Annotated in this window: 13 protein-coding genes and 1 pseudogene; 6 read left to right on the top strand and 8 right to left on the bottom strand. The window is 48.9% G+C overall.

From position 1 onward, the window contains the following. Positions 1-365 precede the first annotated feature (365 nt). The gene (gene hrcA, locus AC286M_RS23800; protein ID WP_488206755.1) at positions 366-1,442 is read left to right on the top strand and encodes a heat-inducible transcriptional repressor HrcA; all 1,077 of its coding nucleotides are present in this window, start codon (positions 366-368) and stop codon (positions 1,440-1,442) included. A 102-nt stretch (positions 1,443-1,544) separates the two neighbouring features. Then, complete coding sequence (gene surE, locus AC286M_RS23795; protein WP_488206754.1) at positions 1,545-2,237, top strand: 5'/3'-nucleotidase SurE; 693 nt, start codon at positions 1,545-1,547, stop codon at positions 2,235-2,237. Between the two features lie 176 nt (positions 2,238-2,413). Here surE and AC286M_RS23790 read toward each other — a convergent pair whose 3' ends face one another. The 5 genes from AC286M_RS23790 to AC286M_RS23770 all read right to left on the bottom strand — a co-directional run bounded on the left by AC286M_RS23790 (position 2,414) and on the right by AC286M_RS23770 (position 11,266). Further along, positions 2,414-3,049, bottom strand: a complete 636-nt coding sequence (locus AC286M_RS23790) for a DUF8166 family protein (RefSeq protein WP_488206753.1) — start codon at positions 3,047-3,049, stop codon at positions 2,414-2,416. Between the two features lie 182 nt (positions 3,050-3,231). Next, positions 3,232-3,915: a diguanylate cyclase gene (locus AC286M_RS23785; protein ID WP_488206752.1), complete on the bottom strand. Its 684-nt coding sequence runs from the start codon at positions 3,913-3,915 to the stop codon at positions 3,232-3,234. A 71-nt stretch (positions 3,916-3,986) separates the two neighbouring features. Further along, entirely contained in the window at positions 3,987-9,242 is a 5,256-nt protein-coding gene (locus tag AC286M_RS23780) for an AAA family ATPase (protein ID WP_488206751.1), read from the bottom strand. Between the two features lie 423 nt (positions 9,243-9,665). Next, a complete protein-coding gene (locus AC286M_RS23775; RefSeq protein ID WP_488206750.1) occupies positions 9,666-10,469 on the bottom strand; it encodes a hypothetical protein in 804 nt (267 codons plus the stop codon). A 308-nt stretch (positions 10,470-10,777) separates the two neighbouring features. Further along, complete coding sequence (locus AC286M_RS23770) at positions 10,778-11,266, bottom strand: type IV pilin-like G/H family protein (protein ID WP_488206749.1); 489 nt, start codon at positions 11,264-11,266, stop codon at positions 10,778-10,780. 654 nt (positions 11,267-11,920) lie between these two features. On the opposite strand from AC286M_RS23770, the gene AC286M_RS23765 reads away from it, so the two are divergent. After that, entirely contained in the window at positions 11,921-12,556 is a 636-nt protein-coding gene (locus tag AC286M_RS23765) for a GspH/FimT family pseudopilin (protein WP_488206748.1), read from the top strand. 4 nt (positions 12,557-12,560) lie between these two features. On the opposite strand, the gene AC286M_RS23760 is transcribed toward AC286M_RS23765, so the two are convergent. From AC286M_RS23760 to AC286M_RS23750, 3 genes and pseudogenes are all read right to left on the bottom strand, one after another. After that, positions 12,561-13,523, bottom strand: coding sequence for an alpha/beta hydrolase (locus AC286M_RS23760; RefSeq protein ID WP_488206747.1), 963 nt, complete (start codon positions 13,521-13,523; stop codon positions 12,561-12,563). A gap of 155 nt (positions 13,524-13,678) precedes the next feature. Then, positions 13,679-14,756 (bottom strand): annotated as a pseudogene (locus AC286M_RS23755) (ISAs1 family transposase). A gap of 249 nt (positions 14,757-15,005) precedes the next feature. Further along, the gene (locus AC286M_RS23750) at positions 15,006-17,006 is read right to left on the bottom strand and encodes a diguanylate cyclase domain-containing protein (protein ID WP_488206746.1); all 2,001 of its coding nucleotides are present in this window, start codon (positions 17,004-17,006) and stop codon (positions 15,006-15,008) included. A 92-nt stretch (positions 17,007-17,098) separates the two neighbouring features. On the opposite strand from AC286M_RS23750, the gene AC286M_RS23745 reads away from it, so the two are divergent. The 3 genes from AC286M_RS23745 to AC286M_RS23735 all read left to right on the top strand — a co-directional run bounded on the left by AC286M_RS23745 (position 17,099) and on the right by AC286M_RS23735 (position 20,055). After that, the gene (locus AC286M_RS23745) at positions 17,099-17,443 is read left to right on the top strand and encodes a hypothetical protein (RefSeq protein ID WP_488206745.1); all 345 of its coding nucleotides are present in this window, start codon (positions 17,099-17,101) and stop codon (positions 17,441-17,443) included. 251 nt (positions 17,444-17,694) lie between these two features. Continuing rightward, positions 17,695-18,459 carry a hypothetical protein gene (locus AC286M_RS23740; protein ID WP_488206744.1) on the top strand — a complete coding sequence of 255 codons (765 nt, stop codon included), beginning with the start codon at positions 17,695-17,697 and terminating at the stop codon, positions 18,457-18,459. Positions 18,460-18,867: 408 nt separating this feature from the next. Beyond that, complete coding sequence (locus AC286M_RS23735; protein WP_488206743.1) at positions 18,868-20,055, top strand: DHH family phosphoesterase; 1,188 nt, start codon at positions 18,868-18,870, stop codon at positions 20,053-20,055. The last annotated feature ends 136 nt before the right edge of the window (positions 20,056-20,191 follow it).

The raw sequence follows: 20,191 nt of genomic DNA, 5'->3' as shown, positions 1-20,191 counted from the left end.
TGCCGTGCCCGATAGAGCGATGCGGCTGGTGATTCAAGGTATAGACGATCGCTTTGATTATTTCTATGAACGGGCTTAGCAAGCGGATGAACCGCGTCAGACACGGTTAGTCCTGATTAGTGATCAGCATTAGTGATCAGCTTAATGCTCAGGTACTGCAAGCCGAACTAAGTGTGGCTGAACTGGTAGGCTAGAATAGCTCTGCATATAACAGATGGGTGATACTTAACTACCGAAACCCACTGACTCAACATTGGTTGACGCTATTGGGAGTGACCTCATACTCCATCTGGATCTGCTATCTTAGTTGCAATTAGCCAACCAAACTGAGAATACAGCATGATTCTGCGTCAACGTTCATCGCTATGAAACTTAGTCATCGCCAACAGCATATTCTCTGGGCGACTATCCGCCACTATATTGCCACGGCTGAACCCGTTGGCTCTAAGTCCTTAGCTGATGAGTACGGATTAGACGTAAGCCCAGCGACCGTTCGCAATGCTATGAGCTATTTAGAGCGGGCTGGCCTGTTGTTTCAGCCCCATACTTCTGCTGGGCGTGTACCATCTGATTCGGGATATCGGATTTATGTGGATCGCCTGATGCAGCCATCTGATATTCTGGCGCGTCAGGTAGATCCACTATTGGAAGGGCGATTGAACTGGATTGACTGGAGCTTGGAAGCCATCCTGCGAGGTGCTGCTCAGCTGCTGGCAGCTCTGAGTGGTTATGTCACGTTGATCACGATGCCTCAGCTCAAAATGTCTCAGGTGCGGCATATTCAGCTCGTGCAGGTGAACCCAGGTCAGGTGCTGTTAATCGTCGTTTTGGATTCCTATGAGTCCTATTCCAATCTGGTGCAGTTACCCAAACTGGATGGGGAAGAATTGGAGTCTGCTGAATTGGTTGATAGCGAACTTCAGTTGCTGTCCAATTTCCTCAATCATCAACTACGAGGGCGCTCTCTATCGGACGTAGCTAATTTGGACTGGCAGGAGTTAGATCAGGAGTTTCAGCGCTACGCCGATTTGATCAAAGTTGCCGTACAGGCGCTCAATCGCCGCACGCAAACTCCGAGTACGACCCAAATTTTCATCAGTGGTCTATCAGAAGTACTGCGGCAGCCAGAATTTTCAGAAACCCAGCAGTTTCAAGCGATTCTTCAGCTTCTAGAAGAGGAGCCTGATCAGCTTTGGCCTCTGATTTTTGATGAAATGCAGATTAATCAGCTGACGCGGCGGGTGACGGTGCGTATTGGGGCCGAAAATCCGCTAGAGCCGATGCAGTCCTGTGCTATTGTGTCGTCGCCTTATTACCGGGGAACGCTGCCTGTGGGGAGTGTGGGGGTGCTGGGGCCGACGCGGATGATTTACGACAGCGCGATTCCGGTTGTAGAAGCAACTGCTGAGTATCTCTCGCACGCATTATCCAGTCATCAATAAACCGACTGAAAGAGGTTAGAGAAACGAACGGTGTTCGTTTCTCTAACCTCTTTTGCACTCTAAACCTTAGGCTTGTAAACCTTAATTGATTTCATACCTGGCATGTCTTTTATTTTGACGAATGATGATGGCATTGATGCGCCTGGGATCTGGGCAATGCGTGAGGCCTTGCAGCAGGTAACAGGTGAATCCGGCATTATTGTTGCCCCGGATAGTCATCGTTCGGGCTGTAGCCATCAGTTTATGACCAAATCACCGATCGCAGTTGAAGCGCGATCGCACAATGCCTATGCGGTTAGTGGCATGCCAGTAGACTGTACGCGGGTGGGGCTTGGGCCGATTTGTCCAGACGCCAAAATTGTCTTGTCTGGAATTAATGCGGGAGGTAACCTCGGTTCCGATATTCATGTTTCGGGTACAGTGGCAGCCGTACGGGAAGCGGCTATTCTACGCAAAGCCGGTATTGCGGTATCCCATTATATTCAGCGGGGGCGAACCATTGACTGGTCGGTGGCAGCTCGTTTAACGGCTCAGGTTTTGACGGTACTGCTGGATAAGTCTTTGCCTACTGGGTCATTTTGGAACGTCAATCTGCCCCATATAGCTCCCGATCAGCCGGATCCAGAGATGATTTTCTGTTCACCCTGTACCCAGCCTCTGCCTGTAGAGTTTTCATTTGAAGACGGCAACTTTCGCTATGTCGGGGAATATGGCAACCGCGATCGCGATCCGGGGGCAGACGTTGATGTGTGCTTTTCGGGCAACATCGCCGTCACGCAAGTGCGAATTTGGTAATTCCTCTCCAGTCGTGATTTTTCTCTAGTCTGGTCATATAGTGATTCCAGTTAAGAGTGAGAGAACGAGAGAGGAGAGCGCCTCAGGATGAGGCACTCTCTTCTCTCGTTCTTATCTAGAACCCCTATACAACCTAGTTGCACAAGGAGCCCAATCCTTGCGCAACTAGGTTTGAACTATCGGATTGCGCCCATCGTATTTTTCCAGGACAGCTCTTTACAGAGAATTTCTAAGGCCCGCTGGTCTGCTCCATCAAAGACCTTACTGTCGATCAGCTCATCCAAAACCTGCTGCGTTAGCTGTGCAGCAAAGACGCCGCCGCTGCGCAGGATATGGCTGTAATAGCAAAACTGGGGACGCCCCGCCCGGTTGAGGTGAAAATGGTAAATTTCTTCGTGGGTCATGGCGTAGACGGGCGTATCGACAGGTACGACAACGCGCGGAATTCCTTGCAGACCATAAGATTGAGCCGATTCACGATCGGTTTCCAAGCTGCCGACCAGGACGGTGCCGAGCATGGTGCGCACTTCGCTAATCAAATCGGGCGTAAAGACGGGATCGGGTTCGCTAGATAGGCGAGGGCCGCTGTTGAGAAACAGCGGATTAAACAACTGTGAGTTGTAGATCAAGCCTACGGCCCAGTGACGACCGTCTTTTTCCAGCTTGACAAACTGACCAAAGCCATAATCCTCAGGAGCTGGCGGATTCTCAACGTCATAGACATCGTGCAACTGCACGACGTAGTCACAGTGGGAGTTTGATTTGACCACCTTGCCGAGGGAACTGCGATCGCAACGTGTTAGAAAATCCATGACTTATCCCAACCCTAAAATCGGCGTAACCCTGGCGAGATTTTAGCAGTATATGCTGAGGTAAAAGTACAATTAAACCATTTTGTTGATTAGACTTTATTGGAAATAAAGTTTTTGGGGTTGGAAATTGTTTTGTAGCGCGGCTCCGCCGCGCTACAAAACAATTTCCGATAAAGTCTATTTTAGTTGGTGGACTCGGTGGCATCTGCGATCGCATATTGATTACGGCCCTGCTGTTTTGCCTGATAAAGCGCTGCATCTGCTGCTGCAATCAGATTGGCAGGAGACTGATCCGGTTGGGGAATCCAACTGGCAATCCCCAGGCTGAGGGTAACTTGGTGACTCGCGGTTGAGTAAACGTGGGGCAGATGCAGCTCGTAGAGCGCTTGCTGAATGGTTTGCGCGATCGTGATTCCCCCTGCTGCACTGGTATTGGGCAAAATCAGCGCGAACTCTTCCCCACCGTAACGGGTTGCCAAATCTGCTGGACGCTTCAGTGACTGCCGCAGCACTTGAGCAACCTGTACCAAGCAAGCATCGCCTGCCGGATGACCATAGTAGTCGTTATAGAGCTTGAAATAGTCAATGTCGCACAGAATCAGGCACAGCGGTCGATGTTCGCGCTGAAGCCGTTTCCACTCTTGCGCCAGATAGGCATCAAAGCGGCGACGATTCGCAATTTGAGTCAGCCCATCAACGCTGGCCAGTCGTTCTAGCTCTTTGTTGGCCTGCTGGAGAGACAGCTCTGCCGATTTGCGATCGCTAATGTCTCGCACAATCACCAACGCCTGGTTGTCCGCTAGCTTAACGATTCGAGTTTCTTCATAGTGGAGCTGATCGTCAAGTAAATCTCGCGGGGCGCTCAAATTCCTATCCCCGCCGCAAGCGGACGGGGCATTACGGAATTTGCCCTTCGGGACGCACTCCCGCGCTACCACTAACGTGGCAAGCCACGGGGAATTAGACCCACAGAGATTAAAATTTGATGCTCGTATACCTGAAGCTGGCCGGAACTCAGGGCGGCTTGAACGTGGTACATCCGCTGTTGGGCTAAAGCCGCAGGCAGGACATCAGTCACGTGGCGACCGACCACCGAACAGTCATGGCTTAAGAGTTCTGAGTGACCACGGCTCAGACAGTCCAAATAGGTACCATCTGCTCGTACCACAATCAGCAAATCGGGAATTGCATTCAACATCGCCCGCTGCAGCGCTTCACTTTCTCGTAGGGCGGCGGTTCGCTCAGCAATTTGCGTTTCTAACACGCGATTATAATCCGCCAAAATCTGCTCCGCTCGTTTACGCTCGGTGATGTCCTGAAACGCCGTCAGCGCATAGATAACATTGCCCTGCTCGTCAAAAATGGGTGCAGCCCAGGTTTCAATCGGAATCCGTTTTTGCTGATGGCGAATCTCTAGTGCATCGGTTGTACTCGTCTGCCCTGACAGCGCTTGAATTATCGGCATCTCATGGGGTTCGCAGATTCGCTGCTGCTGGGTGTGATAAATCTGATATGCCTGAGCAATATCAGCCGATGGCACGCTTGGGAGAGCGCCTTTGCCAAGCAGCTCCACGGCGCGACGGTTGGCATAGTAAGGATTGCCCGATTGATCGAGGATACCTACTGCAATGGGCATCGCTTCTAAAAACTGGGTGAGCTGATTTTCACTGGCCTGGAGCTGCGCGTAGAGGCGAGCGTTGGTGAGTGCGATCGCAGCTTGGGCCGACAGGAGTTGGATTAGCTCCAATCGCTCTGGTGTAAATACATGTGCTGCTGTGTCATGTTCCAGGTAGATAATACCCGCCGCCATCCCTTGGTGAATCAGTGGACAGCATAGGAGCGACTGCGGCTGATGCTGCTGAATATAGGGGTCATTGGCGTACCCGTCTTCCAAATGAGGCTGATTGAGCAGCAGGCTTTCCGCTGTCCGAGCCACATAGTTCACAACGCTTTGCGGCACCTGTTCCCGCAGGGGAATGGTGCCAATTTGCGCTGCCGGAATGGTGGCCTCACCAGTGCTGCCACAGGCTTTGATGATCCACTGTTCGCCCTCTGGCAGCAGCAAGCAGCCCCGTTGTGCCCCTGCATTTTCAATGATCACCTGCATCAGTGTCTTAACCAACTGCTCCAGCTGAATCTCACGAGTGATAGCATGAGACGCTTTGATCACGCTGTAGAGGTCGAGCCGATTTGCCTTGCGTTCAATGGTTGAACTACCTAATCCCTGTTGGGCCGTCGAGCGCTCACTGATGGCTTGATAGGTAGATCCCCCAGTTACCAAGTAGGGATACTCTGTTTCTAGCGCTTTCACTTTTGCGATCGCACCCCACTGGAGGTAGGCATAACGGGCCTCAGCTAAATAAGCCCGAGCGATGACCTGATTTCCCCGTTGGGTGTAATGGTGAGCCAGGCGCTCATTGGCCAGAGCTTCATAGTGAATAAAACCGTGCTGATGCGCCGATTCAATTGCCTGTTCGTACCGCTGCTGGGCCTGCGCCGATCGCCCGCACAGTTGGGCGATTTCGGCCTGCACCAGTCGCCATTTATGGTCGTAGTTATCGGGACAGTCTTTGGCCCACCGCTGTAGTTGCTGAACGTGATCCTGCAACTGCGACCAGCACTTTTTTTGCTCAGTTTCCTCCAGGCTGGGATAGACCGCTGCTAAACAGAGTGCGTAGTAAAAGGTATGCTCAACCACTCGCACTAAACCAATGGCAGCATAAATGGTTGCATCCGACTGGCGAGCAAACTCTAATGCGCGATCGCACTCGCCATGTAGATAGTGAATGAACGTTTGCGTGACAGTGTACCAGTTCAGTGGCCCTACCAGTCCCGGATGAGCCGCTAGGGTTTGGTAGTGCTGCTCCGCATCAAACTCAGCATCACTTAAGCTACAGGGTGAGAGAGTATTCCCCATCAAGCAGTGCGCCAGCTGGCGAGTTATGACAAAAAAGCAGGGCGTATACTGCTCTTTTACCTGTTGGGCATAGTTTAAATGCTGCTGTGCCATCTGCTCTAGCTGGGGCAACGGCAATCCCAAGCTAAAGCTGCGCATTCCCATAACGTTGTTGGCATAGCAGGCCCAGTTCAAGTCGCCGTGTTCAACGCCAGCCTGATAGGCCATTCGGAGATGATGAATATCGGTGCGGGAGTGGCGGGTCCAGTGGTTGATAAATCCGCCAAAGAGGAAGTGGGTTTTACACAACAGCGGCTGGTAATTAAACTTTTCCACAAGTGCCAGCGCTAGCTTGCCCAAGTCATAGCGGGCGATTGAATCCCGATGGTATTCGCCTAAAAAGCGGCCCAATCCTAGATAGGCAACTGCCGAAGCGGGTGCATTCCCGTGTTTTAGCGACAGCAGCGACATCTGCAAGTAGAACAGGTTGGATAGATTGATATCCGTATAGTAGAGGGCCGGAATCACCTGAGCCATCAGGTTAAGCTGCGCCAGCTTAAGCGGATCAGTCAAAACGGGCAAATCAACTAAATCGGGAATTCGAGTCAGCAGCAGTCTGAGCCGGATGTCTGCTGCCGTAAGCTTGACCGCTCGCTTGACGGCAGCTGGTGTTGGGGGCACTTGCCAACCCAGTAATGCTAAGCCATCCTTACCCAGTGCAATCACTTCGGCAAATTTTCCCAAACTGGTGTAAAGCACCAGCTGCAAACTGTAGATTTCCGCTTTTTCGATCACCGATTGCGATCGCAGCATCAGCACGTGAAACAGTTCCTCTGACTGCTCAAAGTTGCCGCCTAAATATTCGCATTCTAGTCCTGCTCGATAGAGGTCAAAGGTCAGTTTGTACTGTGTTGCCCAGCTGTCGGTGGGTAAGAGCTGCCGCCCTAGTCGCAAATAGCGGACGGCTACTTCATAGGCCACCGCTGCTTTGGCTTTTTGACCAGCGATCAAATTTAATTCTGCTACTTGCAGCCGTTCTGCAGGGCTGACTAGGAGCGGCAATGCCTGGTTAAACTGATTAACCCGCTCAAAAATCCGATCATCAGTCGCTTGAGCAAATGCTGTTTGGGCTAGGTTGCGCTGCAGGAGACGGCCAATCTTCAAGTGAACGGCCTGCTGATCTCCCTCTGGAATCAATTCGTAAGCGGCTTGATGAACCCGGTCATGCACAAACCGATAGGCAAGCTCAAAGTCCCCGCGTTGTAGAAATTGAACGGCTTCGTGGGTATCCAGCGCTACCAATAGCTGATGCGCGTTACCCTGAGTGACAATAAACTTTTGCTGAATGGCGTGGATGAGAACTTGTGCGATCGCAAGTGGAGGCTGTTCTGCGACCACAGCCAGGGTCAACAAATCAAACTGGTTGCCGATGTAGGCGGCCAACTGGAGTAACTGCTGGGTTGATTTCGCCAACCGTTCCAACCGAGTAATCATCAAATCCACCACATTATCTGTGATAGGTACTTGCTCAATTTCCGGTAGTGACCACTGCCATTGACCCGTCGGCCAGTAAAAGGTGATATGCCGTTCGTCATGCAGATACGTCAGCAGCTGCTTGATAAAAAATGGGTTGCCGTGGGTTTTGGCCTGTAGCAAGTGGGCCAGATTATATACGGCTGATTCTGAATGCTGTACCGTCTCTGCCACTAAACGCTGAATGTCCTCTAGGGACAGCGGACTGAGCCGCAATTCAGTTATCCTGACCCAAGCTTGCTCTAGTTCCTCTAGGGTGGTCATCAGCTGATGCGCGGCTGATACCTCGCTGTCTCGGTAGGCTCCGATCAGCAGCAAGTGACTGCCTTGCCTAGAGGTGAGTAGGTTTTGCATCAGTTGCAGCGAAGCCGAATCTGTCCACTGCAAATCGTCCAAAAATATCACCAGCGGATGCTCTGGCTGAGCAAACACTTCGACGAACTGCTGAAACACCTGGTTAAAACGATTTCGGGCTTCCGTTGGGCCAAGTGTCGGTACGTCGGGGGATGCACCAATGATGCATTCCACTTCGGGAATAACATCGGCCATCACTTTACGATTGGCACCTAGGGCATCCTGTAGCTTAGTCTGCCAGTGGGCAATTTGGCTATCTGATTCGGCTAACAGTTGGCGAATCAGTCCCCGAAATGCCTGAATTAGCGAAGCATACGGAACACTGCGTTGAAGCTGATCGAATTTGCCAGAAATAAAGTAGCCCCGCTGCCGCACGATCGGCTTATGAATCTCATGAATCAGCGCTGTTTTGCCAATCCCCGAAAAGCCCGATACCAGCATCAGCTCAATCGCTCCAGCACTCACCCGTTCAAAGGCGTGCAGTAGGGTTTGAACTTCGGTTTCTCGTCCATAAAGCTTTTGCGGGATCTCAAAGCGATCGCACTGGTCATGTTGAGCGAGGGGAAAAGATGCGATCGCACTTTGCTCAACCATCATTTGCCGACAGTGTTCTAAATCAGCCGCTAAACCGGTTGCGCTTTGATAGCGATCCTCCGCCATTTTAGCCAGCAGCTTGAGCACGATATCCGACAAAACCGCTGGCACTTGGGCATTTAGCACCATAGGCGGCAGTGGTAGCTTGGCAATATGGCAGTGAACCAGCTCCATTGGATCTTGAGCCTTAAAGGGAGGCTGACCCGTCAGCAGATGGTAAAATGTCGCACCCAGCGTATAAAAATCACAGCGATAGTCAATTGCCCGATTCATGCGCCCTGTTTGCTCAGGAGCCATGTAGAGCGGCGTTCCTTCTAACTGATTGATTGCCTGCGCGGCTGGTATTTCCTGATCGAACGGGAGCGATAGCTCAAAGTCAATGAGCTTGACCTGACCGCTGCTAGGATCAAACAAAATATTCTGCGGCTTTAGATCACGATGGATAATGCCAGCGCGATGGATTTCCCCAACTGATTGCGCCAGCGGACAGGCCAGATTGAGGAAAAACGCGATACTTTCTTGACACTGAGCAATCAACTGATCCAGTGGCTGACCGCAAAAATCCTCCAGCACCAGCCAGTGTCGCCGCTGATATTCGTCCAAGCGATAAACCCGGATCACGCCGGGAGTATCCAGACGAACCAGAATTTCATACTGATGCTTTAACTTGGCTACATCGTGCAGGCTAGGATGGTGCGATCGCAGCGTTTTCAGCACCACTGTTTCCTGAGTTTCAGTGTCATACGCACGATAGACAATCACCTTGCTGCCTTCGTAAAGCAGCTCAATCATACGATATCGTTCAGGAAAGATCATGCCGTTAGATCTGCGATCGCCAACTCAAGGTCTCACAGTGCAGTCTGAAAACTACAAATTCCGATAGTCCTCAAAAGGTAATGATTTTTGGATGTGTGGGCGGTGCCCACACATCCAAAAATCATTACCTGAATACCATTACCCAAATTTTTTCCTTAGAACCGTTCTAAAGTAACTATTAGGGCAATTCTCCCTATCGCAGCCAATCGTGCTAGGTAAACTGCAAGAATATTCACAATTATCGACCAATACACATCTTTTTGCTAAACATTTGAGTAATATAGCGGTCACAGTCTGAATATGAACAAATTTGGCAACAAGACTGCTGCTGGATAAGGGTTTCAGCTTTATCTGTGTTCAGATCCTGCGTAAGACCACTATATTCTCAGCTAAGTCAATAAAAAGCTGTTTTCTACTTATTTTTTATGGTTGGCTTGCAGAATCTTGATTAGAAAATCGAACCGTAGGATTGCCATTTTCATCAATAGAAATGCTGGCACCCAATGCTTCAATTTGTTGAATAGCAAATTGCTGTGTTGTTGGATCGAAGGCGTTGTTATACACCATGACCCAAGTTGAAATCCGAGCTGAGCGACTATCTGGATTTTGCGCTAGAAACTGTGCAGTTTGACGAGCTGAATTGGCAATCGATTGACTTTCAGGATCATCGTATACACTTGCCCAATCGGCTGCAGTTAAAAATGATTCCTGGGCCGCACTTGTATCTCCTAAAAATAATAACTCATCAATGCCTTTGTAGCGCCAAACATAATATGCCTGATTGGGAACAGTTGGCTCAAGCTTTGGCAAATGTTGATTCATAATCTCGACGGAGCGCTCTGGCATACCCGCATAAAGAGACCCGGCACTAGATAGAAAAAAGTAAGCCTGTAAAAACCGAGGATCGCGCTCTAAGACAACATCAAAATACTCTGGACTCAAGTGAAATCCAGTTGCTTGCCGAGCAGGTTTATCGCCAAAATATTGAACAAACTGCAAAAACACCCAATCTGCAAATAAATTCTCGAAGCCAAAAACAGGAACCTTCCTTAGTAGAGAAATCTGGGCTGCCTCGCGCGCAACTTGCTCAGAATATTCAGCATCGGATAAAGCCTGGTCTCGATACATTAAACTATTCAGTTGAGGTCTTTGGAGAAACCAAAGACCTATCATACTGATCACAAACATGGTGCCAATTCTAATGTTGGGAAGTGTTTTTCGCTTCATCTAGAAAAAGATCTTTGATGTCTAAAAATGAAAGGTAATGGTAAAGAGGTAACAATTTTAGATAGTGCCTACACTACCTGAAATTATTGTTTTCGGAGGTCTAATAAACTGAAAAAGTTGCTAGACAGAATCCAAACTCAATTCTTGAGATGAATTCACAGAAGGTAACTGTACTTCAATATTAAGGCGTTTCTGAGTTTGAATAGCAAAGAAGGCTATGAAAATTTTCATAGCCTTCTCAAAGTAATTCCAGCTTATATAGAGCCAAAAGTTAAGTAGTTATTCCCAAATGAATAACTTTTAACCAATTATTCTACAACTTCAGCAGCAGGACAATCACCTTCAGCGGGTACTTCACCCGGCTCTCCGGCACAAACTCTTGCGAAAGTAGTTGCACTACCATCGCCAGCATCACCGACTGCATTAGTACCTGCATAACCCCTCAGTACATCATTTGCAGGGGTTGCTTCTGTATAAGCAGAATCCTCATCTCCTGCTGTTTCATATGCATAGTTATCAGAGTCGGAAATACCAAGCTCCAACGCACCTAGATCTGGGCCAAATTCGTTGTTCTCCAGAAAATAAGCCTGGTGGGCGCGGTTGATGGAACCAACGTAGGTTTGAGCTTCGGATTGACGAGCTTTGTTAGCTTGGTTGAGGAAGGAAGGAAGTGCGATTGCGGCCAGAATACCGATGATGATGATAACAACCAACAGTTCGATTAGGGTGAAACCCTCGTTGTTACGCTTCTTGTTGAGTAGTTGGCCGATGTACTTTGCTGCAAATACGCTGTTCATTTAATTAATCTCCTTGAGAGGTGGGATAGCTGATTTCTAACTCCTGAGAATAACTTGCCCACCTTTTCAGCCAGATCGATCACCCCCAACCAATTTTTTCCAGAAAATCGAGTAGAGGTCAAGCTGCGATACCTCTAAATCCTTTGACTAGTAAGGCTTTCAAGAATTCAGGAAAAGACGGAAAATTTTTTCGAAAATTGCGCGATCGCGGATCAGCTACCGCCATTCTGGGAAAAACTGCAAGAGTTTTTTGCGCAATATCATGCAGCTAATTGAAAGACTGAGTAGTGAATGCTACTGGGTTTATCGGTTTGAGACTCCGTAGACTCAGATGCTCTGCCAAAAAAATTGTCTTATGACGATGGTCAGACGTTAACTGCAATTCAGAGACGGGCATTTTAAAAATAGACTGAGTGCGTTGAACGAGATCTCAACAGGCTGACCATCGTTTAGCTGAATTGCGATCGCAACACCACATCAACAGTTCTAAGTTTGGTTTTGTCCAAATTTTTGTCCCCATTCAGAACAGGTATATCGCAGCTGCGCGAAGCAATGTGTCCGCAGCGTGCCTGTTAAGCGAAATGTGTTGGGCTCAACTGTTGTTCAACAGTTGAATACACAGTGAATTTTTCAGAATCAAGGGTGTAGTACTTTATGTTGAAACGGCAGTGGAGGATGCGGCTGCAAGGAGGCCGTCGTCTGTTGGGCTGGTGCGGAAATCGTTCGTCTCGTAGGTTCTGGTCTGATCGGGTTGCTGATGGTACACCTGGTCCTGCGCCGCAGGCATCGGGTTTTACACTGCTTGAGATCCTGATTGTCTTGTTCATTGTGGGGATTTTGATGCTGATTGTGGCTCCAAGCTGGAATGGCTTATTGACACGTCAGCAGCTCAATGTGGCGCAAAGTGATGCCCATCAGATTATTCGTCAAGCCCAACTCGAAGCTATCCATCGCCGCACACCCTGGCAAGCAAGTTTTCGGCAGGTCGGTGATCAGGTGGAGTGGGCCAGCCATGCTGTTACATTGCCTCCAGCAGAGGCAACTTGGCAACCGTTAACGTCTGTTGTGAAGATCGATACGGCGGAAACAACGTTTCCAAAAGCAAGTGGAGTTTACCGTATGCGCTTCAATTATCAGGGACATGTGAACGGGCAACTAGGACGGCTAACGTTTACGGGGCATAACGGTGGACGTTTGAAACGATGCGTCTTTGTGTCAACCTTGCTCGGAGCACTGCGAGATGCCAAGAACCAAGGAAGTCCAGATAAGGGTGGACGTTATTGCTATTGAATTGCTATTGAGCTAATGGGGTAGATTCAAACGGTTGAGCTTGGTGCTGCTGGATCAGGTGAATGAACTGGCGAATGCGATCGCGATAGGCCATTTCGTAGAGCGATGCTGTGTCAGCATGCCCTGCCCCTGGCACTAACCAAAGCTGTTTCGGTTCTGGAGCTGATTGATAGAGCTGTTCACTCATTTGATAAGGAATTTCGCTATCTTGTAGGCCATGAATGAATAAGCTCGGCATTTCTAACGCTGGCGCTTTTTGGATCGAGTCAAACCGCTGGTGCAGAATCAGATTAACCGGAATTAGACTGTACCGTCCTCGCACAGTTGCCATCGCTTCGATTGAGGTGAATGAGCTTTCAACAATCAACCCGGCGGCATCTGGATGACGACTAGCCAGTTCAGTTGCGATCGCACCACCTAAAGAATGCCCGTAGATAATGATACGGTGGGGCGCAATATTTTGCGTATGTACTAAATAATGCCAAGCCGTTTCGGCATCCTGGTAAACCTGCTGTTCGGATGGAAATGCGCCTGTGCTGAGTCCATAGCCACGATAGTCAATCAGCAGCACTGAGAGTCCCCAACGCTGAAATCGGGCAGCATGGTTCAAATTGACATCGACACCGCCGCTATTGCCGTGCAGATAGAGCAAAACATCGGGAGCTGTTTGGGTGATGCGTGATGGGGAATCGGCAGATGTTGAGGTTGGTATCCACCAGCCGTGAATGCGATCGCGTTTGGCAGTTTGAGCAGTTGCCCAACCCGGCAAGTTAAATTTAGAGCCCAAGCGGGAGCCAGTTGCTGAAGTTAGTTCTTCAACTGGTGTTAGCCAAACATCTTGATAGGCCAAATTACGATCGGCTGGAGTTTCAGCAAGACCAACTGTTGGGAAAAAGATGAAATGTGCCTGTCTAATGTACAAATAGCCACAAATACCTAAATACCCGAGGAGGGCAATTCCACTCATCCCGATTCCAGTTTTGATAAGGAGGATGAGAGCCGATTTAATCAATTCCATGTGCGTCTTGATAGAGGTTGAATACCCGATTGCGAAAGCAGGTTGCGCAGGTTGCGTACAGTACACATGATATGGCAATCCCCCTTCTCAGTTGCAGGGCTGATTTATTGAAAAAAGGAAAATAGACGGGGGATATCGTGGGCTAAATGCCGCAGTCCCTTGGTGATGGAGGCAAATCCGGCTTGGCGAAACAGATTGACCGCAATCGTTCGCACAATCGCAAAATTGGTCGGTGCATGACCATCACACAAAGGGGCGTGATCTTCATGAAGCACGACATCCTTTGGCCAATGCAATCGATTCTCAATGTGCCAATGAGAGCGAATGTGCTGAGCAAAGCCTACGGCATCCAACGGGAGTGAACTGATGTAGAACATGGTCTGAGTGTAAGGCTGGTTGTCACGAGTTCCGACTCGTTCGACTCGAACCATGCGCTCGACTCCAACCCAACCGGGGTCTATCCCTGCGACTGATTCCAAAACACTGACGGTACGACTTGTTTGGCGCTCACGCGTTCGTTCAACTTGGCAATCTGAACTGGTGGGTAACGATTGCTCAAACTGGGTTCGCAGATGCTCAAACAGCTTAGGTTGGTTCGGCTTGACGGCCATCAGGTAGTCATTGCCACTGGCAATAATCTGCTCAACCGTTTTTTTGAGTGTGCAACGCATCAAAACTGAAGCAAACTCCTTTGAATTGCAAGACATCTAACAAGGTCTGCACGGTGACAATCTCACTTTGCTGTTGGTTTCGCATCGATTGGAGTCCAACCACGACCCCTTGTTGCACACTGAAGGCAGAGACGACACTGACGAAGTCTTGATAACTTTGGTCATAGTCTGTGACGGTTGCCTTGATACTCTTGCCATCGGTGGCCAGTTGTTCTCCGGTTTGGGGCGCAAATGCCGTTGTTGCCCAGTCATTGAAGGCTTGACTCAGGTGTTCAAAGTTGGTTCGCACGATCACCTTGCGGATCGTTGAGTAGGCGGGCAGTCGGGTGTGAGGCAGCTCTAAACAGTCCAGCAACACCGTTTGATGCCGTTCGACGAAATCTTCAATCGCTCGGTAACCCAAGCACCCACTCATCGTTGCCATGATGATCAAAAGCAGCACGACCCACAGGGGATATCGCGGTTGAGTTCGAAAGTCTGGAATTTGCTTGAGATGGCTGATGAGGCTCATGGTTTAGTTGTTGTGCAAAAATGGTTACCTATCTCATTATCTTTTTTCTCTCATCAATAAATCAGCCCTGCTTCTCAGTTGGGTGATTAAAGTCATGGGGACTGTACGCCGGAAATATATTGCCCGATACGCATCACACTACGCAACGCCATGACAAAGTTCAGGATGATTCGGGCTGCTGCACGTGATTTGGCGAATTTTGATGGGAATTGGGACGAATTATGGCAAATTCTGGTGGACTATGGCGAACTATTCAGATGTAAGCGCATTTTTTGTTTTATGCCAGCGATAGCAAGAAATGCGATCGCGACCCTGTAGTTTGGCCGTGTAGAGCGCCTCATCGGCTGCTTTAATCAGCGGTTCGTAAGAACTGTTCGGTTGTGGGATGATCGTAGCAATGCCCATGCTCATCGTGATTTGCGACGAAACCTGAGAAAACTTATGGGGAATATTGAGCCGTTTGATCTGTGCTTTCATGGCCTGCGCCACCCGAATCGCTCCAGATTGATTGGTATTTGGTAAGATGACCGCAAACTCCTCTCCTCCATACCGAGCGACCAAATCTGCTGGCCGCCGCGAAGCCCGAACCAGTGCCTGTGCTACATCAATCAAACACTGATCTCCAGCAGGATGTCCATAGTGGTCGTTATAAGGCTTGAAATAATCAATATCGCACAACAAAAGTGAGAGCGGCTGCTGCTCACGGGCTGACCGTCGCCATTCCTGTTCTAGTTGAGTGTTGAAACAGCGGCGATTGGCAATACGGGTTAAGCCATCCAGCAGTGCAATCCGCTGGAGTTCATGGTTTGCCTCCCTCAGCTTCATGTAAAGCTGAGACTGCTGAATGGCGATCGAAAGCTGATCGGAAAGCTGAGTGAGTAAGTTGACTTCCCAAGGCTGCCACTGTCGCCGCGCCGAACAGTGATGAACTTCTAGAAAGCCCCAGGAAACATCACCAGCAAAGATGGGAATCACTAGATTGGACTGGACATCAAACTGCTCTAGTAAATGGGTATATTCCAGTTCCGGCAGCTCACTGCCTAAACTTGCTAGCTCATTCCCGTACAGTTCCTCTTGGTCAATGGCTAAGGCGCTCTGATCTGCCATCCCCGCTGGGTCAACAATCATTTGTCCCATCATAGACGGCCACTGCGGGTCTACTGACTCGACAATTACCTCTCCATCTCCCTGATCCGGTATGCAATATACAATTACCCGATCCGTTTTCAGAATTTGCCGAATTTCTAACACGGCGGTGTTCAAAATCTCATCGAGATCAAGGGATTGACGGATCCGCTGCGTCATCTGAGTTAACAGTCGATCGCGTTCAGCCTGCTGCACCATCAGTCGCTCAGTCCGCCGATATTCTGTAATATCTTTGCGAAACGCCAGAATACAAGGCTGATCGTCTAGAGTAATCAGCTCGGCTGAATAAAGAACTAGAATTTGGTGACCTGAACGGGTGCAACATTGATACTCTTGACTGCGAATGACTTGATTTGAAATTAAGAGTTGACGGACGGTTTCTGCATCGGCGGGATGAGACCAAATGTTCAGTTCAAAACAGCTACGACCAATCACCTGATGGCGCTGATAGCCGAACATGTGGAGAAAGCTATCGTTGATATCGATGTAACGTCCGTCAGACAGTTTGGAAATCGAAATAGCATCGGGATTTGAGCGAAATGTTTTAGCAAATTTTTCTTCAGAACGACGTAGTTCTGAGTTGTGGCTTGTTTCGACACTTTGGTGCTTTGGCAGAACCACTACTAAAATACTGGCGGTTTGGCCATGCCTGGTTTGATGACTTGATTGGCTTTTGTCCCAATGCTGCCGATCAGTGGTGGTTGATGAGGTTTCCAGCCAAGCTGCAGACAATACAACATTGGCCCAGCAGCGCTGACTATCCTGTCGCACATATTGTTGCTCTAAGTGAATTTCTGCTGCCTGTTCTGCGGGTAGGCCGGTAGGGGGATCTGAGATAAGCCCTGCAATGAGTGATTTGACCTGCTGCACATACTGGGTTCGATAGTTGGCATCAATAAACGATTGAACGAGCTGCCCAGATAGATGCGGCCAATCCAGGCCAACAAAGCGGCAAAAGGCTGGATTAGCATAGATCAGGTGACCCGATGCATCGGTATGGTAAACGCCAACGGTCAGTTGTTCGAGCACCTGATAGGTGTGACGTGCATTATTGTCCTGTATTGGGTTCAATTTAGATTGCCCCTCTGGATTGTGCAGCGTCACAGGTAGATCCTCGCATTATGGGGGTTAACCACAACCATTTTGAGTCTGGCATCTTTTTTAGCCTGCCAGTGGACTTATAGTGCCAGTTAATCGTGCCAGTTACGGTGCTAGCCGTTGAGGGTTGGGACGTTGGGGATGAGGCAGAGCTACTCCACATCAATTTCACGTCAGCTCACTTCAATGGTGATGCCCTAACCCATCGGGTGGTTGTTACCAACGTAAATCTTCAAGCTTCTTCCCAAAGTAATAAAGCTAGAAGACTAGACGCTATTTGTGCGGACTATGTAAAGTTTGACTCAGAATCAACTGGATTGACCACTATCGGCTTCAAGATAATAAGCTATCTCACTCCAGGTGCGATCGCATTATGGCTCTGGAAGTACGTTGGCTTTGGGTCTTTATCTCTGAGCGTACATTACGACTCTCAGAGTAAATGATGAATTTGTTCCAGGAAGTGGGAACTCTATAAATAGAACAACAGAAACAGGACAGACAAAGCTGACAGTTCTTGTAATTGCCAGATACTCCCTAAAGTGATGCAGATTTTATAACTTATTCTGCGTTTTGTTCTGATTTAAACCTGATTTGAATGGCCAAAATGATACGTTGGCAATATAAACTGCGATCGCGTTTAATCAACCTTCTGCTGTCAATCCCTTCTTAATTAGATTGAGCTATCAAAAGAACCATGTCCAACTCAATCGTTTCGATTTCTCCACAGCTTGCGCAAACCCCTGAAGCAACAGCCGCTGAACCCGGTGGTTCATCCGCACAGATTTGGATGGCCAGTACTGGTCTACTGTTTCTGGTGCTGGTTGGCTTGGCGATCTTCTCCAATATTCAAATGAAGAAGGTGAAAAAGCAGGCACGCTTCGAAGAGTTCAAAAACCGTGAGCTGAAAAAGAAGCTGAAGCTGGCATTGAGAACCATCACCAAGATGGAAACGAACCCCGACCTGATCCACTCACGGGAGTTCAACCTCGATTACTTGCGAATGCGAATGGATGAAGAAGTTTTCCACTTCTATATCCTGAATCAGCTCAAGATGAAGGTAAAACAGCGGATCAGCGTGGCGCTGCGTGCCAGTCCTTCCTCTGGCGGAATTGTTGGAATTGCCAGCACAGGGCGACAAATTGACGAAACTTTTGATGTGGAATACGAACCGGGCGATATGCCAAAGGGCACCAAGCGTATTCTATTCCGGATTCAAATTCGACTGATGAAGCTACCGACTCAGGCGACTTCCACTACAATCAGCCAGATTGTAGACTGCATTGAAACGTACCTCAGCCCCAATGCCGATCACGACACCTGGCAACCAACGATTCAAGGGCGCATTGCCTCCATGCACTGGGACCAAAAGGCCAAGCCGACACCGCTTTTGGTATTAGAACAGTCCAATGAAGGGGTAAACGTCACCTTCCGCACAACTCGTGGTATGGCATCGAAGTAATTTCAATCGAAATCGTTTCAGCCGAATTAAACGAGGGGTTCTGCAACATAGAGCCCCTTGTCCAGTTCTCGCTTCATTGTGGCTGCGTTTAACTAGCTGGATCTAACTTCTGGCTGTATTTAAATTGAAGATGTCATGATCCGTAAATAGTTGGGTGGGTAAACTCCCTCGCAAGGGCAGGTACATTTCGAAAATTTTTGCGACAATTTAAAGTGTGGAGTGCAATCCAGTTCCACTGAGTCAAAATTTGATATGAGAGGCATCGGTAACTGGGCTGAGTAAGCTGAAGTGAACGTAACCAACGCTGCCCAAATTTTACTCCAGGTACCCGTACTTCCATCTAACCCCTGATTGCCTCTATATTGTTAATTCAACACGATCCTTCGCTGATCACTATTTTTGGATCTAATGCCAACTGACAATCCTCTTATTGAGCAATTTCGCTCTCAATCGAATGAGCAAAATGGTGGTAATGGTATTCCACCAACTATACAAAAGGCGAAAGCCCTAGAAAACATGATGGAAAATCATGCTGGGGAGCGCCAGATTGTTATTCTGCAGGATTTTCCTGACCCAGATGCGTTATCTAGCGCTTGGGCCTATCGCCTGATTGCTCAGCAGTACGATATTCAGTGTGATATTGTCTATGCCGGAACCCTAAGCCATCAGGAAAATATTGCGCTGGTTAAACTGACGGCGCTGCCTGTCCAGCGATGGTCGGTTCCATCGCTGGCTGAGCGCGATTTTTCCATGTACCGTGGCTGTGTGTTTATTGACAATCAGGGCACGACCAGCCAGTTGACGGCTCCGATTCGCGATCGCGGTTTGCCTGTCGTCGCAATTATTGACCACCATGCTCCCCAGGGTAATTTAGAACCCGAATTTATCGATCTGCGTCCAGATGTTCGCGCTACAGCTACAATCCTGACGCAGTATTTAGAAGTTGGTCTACTGACACTAGACCCCAACAATCGCGAGCATATTAAATGTGCTACTGCCTTGATGCATGGTTTACGCACGGACACGAATCGGTTAATGCAGGCTCGCCAAGAGGATTTCTTGGCTGCTGCCTATCTCAGTCAGTACTGTGATACCCAGTTACTGAGCGCTGTGCTGCAAGCATCGCGATCGCGGCGGGTGATGGATGTTATAGAGCGGTCTCTGCGCAATCGCATCATTCAAAATAGTTACTCAATTGCAGGCGTTGGCTATCTCCGGTATGACGACCGTGATGCTATTCCTCAAGCGGCAGACTTCTTGGTCACTGAGGAAAATATCCACACTGCAATTGTGTACGGCATCGTTCACGATGAAGACGAAGAACTAGAGCTGGTAATTGGTTCGCTGCGCACATCCAATATCACCCTCGATCCTGATGAGTTCATCAAGGAAGCGTTTGGCAAAAACCAGCAGGGCGGTTTCTTCGGTGGCGGACGAGCAATGGCGGGTGGCTTTGAAATCCCAGTTGGTTTTCTTTCTGGGAACAATGAAGACAGCAACTACACCAAACTCAAGTGGGAAGCTTTTGATATGCAAATTAAGCAAAAGCTGATGAGTCTAGTAAATCCGGATAAAGATTTGATCTCTCACGATTAGTCTTCGCGATTAATGCGATCGCATATTCCCTAATCAATTTAGGTTCAAACTGAGCTGAGTCTTTCAAAAAATGCACCCAGAGGTTTTGTGCGCTCTGGGTGCATTTTTGTGTCCGAGCTATGCAAGAGGACAATTG

The sequence above is a fragment of the Thainema salinarum CENA647 genome (genome assembly GCF_057732415.1).
Note: the sequence above shows the minus strand (reverse complement) of the source record. Positions and strands in the feature narration are given on the sequence as shown.